The following is a 2007-nucleotide window of genomic DNA, read 5'->3' as shown; positions in this document are numbered from 1 at the left end:
AGTGGTGAAGCCATGTTTTGTTGATTTTGCCCCAATGGTGAACTCACATTTTGTTGACGGCCTTTGTCTAGTTGACTTAAAATCGAATGAATATTTTCTACCTGAGTTTTTAATGCTGTAATTTCATCAGCAAATTCTTCCTTTTCCTTTCCTGCAAATATATTCTTGATTTCATCTGTGCCTTTAGTTTGAATACCTTCTTTGATATTTTCTTCCATAGCGAATTCCTCCTTAAATTGATTCTTTGGAAATAATTTAGATTTGCTAAAGACTGGATTATGCTTATTTCTATTTCTATTCCTAGTTATATACCTTACACTTAGCACCACAGCAACAATGATAATCAGTATTAATAGGAAAAATAACATTCTATTTATGGAAAATCACCTCGAATTCACTGTCTAACAACGTTTTCAAAAGTATTATTTACCTTCCTCGAAAAATTATTTTGAAAAACTGTTTATTTTTTTGAAAACCAAGCGAATATTCTTTTAGAAAAGACTGGTATGGTGTCAAAGACGGGAAAACTACAAAGGAAATGCATGTTATAGATTAATTTACGATCAAAGTAATGTAGAAAAGGCAAACTGTAAAAAAATACTGGTGGAAAGCTTATTGTGTTTGTTGTACTTTTTGCTCCAATTAAGGTTCTGTTAAAAGCAAATCAAATGAAATAAATTTCTGAGAGTCCTTCATCTTCCTTTTTGTTACAGATTGTTTTATTTAAGCTTTGCAGTTCTTTCACAGCTGTTATTTTAATTAGGTATATTTCTTTAATCATTAGAAAAAAATATTTATTGTTTGAGTCCCCAAACAAATTACTTTAAGAAAACCTTCTGTATTCAAAGACTTTACTCTTGTTAATATAAAAAATTAAAGTAAAGGTGGAATTGATAATGTCAAATGCTACAACAATAAAAATAACAGGAGAGAAACTTAAGGCGTTAGGATGGAGTCATGTAAATGATCATATGGTACTGGATTTAAATCGTACTATAGAAAAATATAGTATAAATACTCCGCCAAGAATTAGACATTTTCTTAGTCAAACTGCTCATGAATCTGGTCTTGGGAAATGGACCAAAGAACTTGCTGATGGAAAAATTTACGAACATAGAAAGGATCTTGGTAATATACATCCTGGAGATGGACCAAAATTCAAAGGTGCTGGATATATTCAATTAACTGGGCGGAAAAATTACCAACAATTTGCAAACGATATGGGTGATCCTCGAATTATGGAAGGTGCAGATTATGTATCTAAAACTTATCCATGGGCCAGTGCTGGATTCTGGTGGAAATTAAACGGCATGAATAAGGCTTGTGATAATGGGGAATCTGTGGAACAGATAACTATAAGGGTAAATGGTGGGAAAAACGGATTACAAGACAGATGGGAACAATATGGAATGGTAACTAAAGTATTAGTTTAGTGTTGCCAAATATAATTATAATACTCTTATTTGGAAGGAACCTACAAAGGTTCCTTCTTAGATTAAAAGTCGCTTTACTTTGGAGAAATTCTTCCTGCTAGTCTTGGAATTTAAAATGTTATTAATTTTAAAAGGGAGAAGAAAGGACAGGTCTGTTGATGCAAGATAAAAACATCTGAATATCCTTGTATGAAAGCAACTTCAACTGTCGATACCGTTGACTCGCAAGAATAGTTATTGGACTTATTTAATATATCAGTTTATTTTCTGTTTATGTATCCAAAGGGCTTATCGTATATGTATTTACCCATTTATTAGGCTGATTGAAAACTCCGTGTGGGATTAAATATCCCCATAGCACCACATACTTCTGAAATTTCTCTTCTGGTACTACAAAATACGATGAACCTTCGTTTGTTTCTCTTTCTAGTACACGTTTTCCACTGAACAATTTACGCATATACATACCCCCATGATTAGTACAAAATAATAAAATATAAGGCTCATACTAAGAGTAATACTATCATATTTAAATTGAAATACGGCTCTAGGTACATATTTCGCAAGAAATCTA

General features: G+C 32.0%; 2 protein-coding genes and 1 pseudogene. 1 reads left to right on the top strand and 2 read right to left on the bottom strand.

Annotated elements, in window-relative coordinates:
* Nucleotides 1–218, bottom strand: a 218-nt coding sequence (locus GFJ36_RS28805; protein ID WP_157349855.1) for a hypothetical protein, incomplete at its 3' end; no start/stop codon positions are given.
* Nucleotides 219–896: 678 nt separating this feature from the next.
* Between GFJ36_RS28805 and GFJ36_RS28800 the strand changes: the two genes are divergently transcribed.
* Complete coding sequence (locus GFJ36_RS28800; protein ID WP_098230583.1) at nt 897–1433, top strand: glycoside hydrolase family 19 protein; 537 nt, start codon at nt 897–899, stop codon at nt 1431–1433.
* Nucleotides 1434–1710: 277 nt separating this feature from the next.
* Here GFJ36_RS28800 and GFJ36_RS28795 read toward each other — a convergent pair.
* Nucleotides 1711–1893, bottom strand: a pseudogene (locus GFJ36_RS28795) (hypothetical protein); the annotation flags it as partial.
* Nucleotides 1894–2007 lie beyond the last annotated feature (114 nt).

It is taken from the genome of Bacillus sp. EE-W1 (assembly GCF_009760835.1).
GTDB classification, from domain to species: Bacteria; Bacillota; Bacilli; order Bacillales; family Bacillaceae_G; genus Bacillus_A; species Bacillus_A wiedmannii.
The sequence above is the reverse complement of the archived record's forward strand: the minus strand, read 5'-3'. Positions and strand labels throughout refer to the sequence as shown.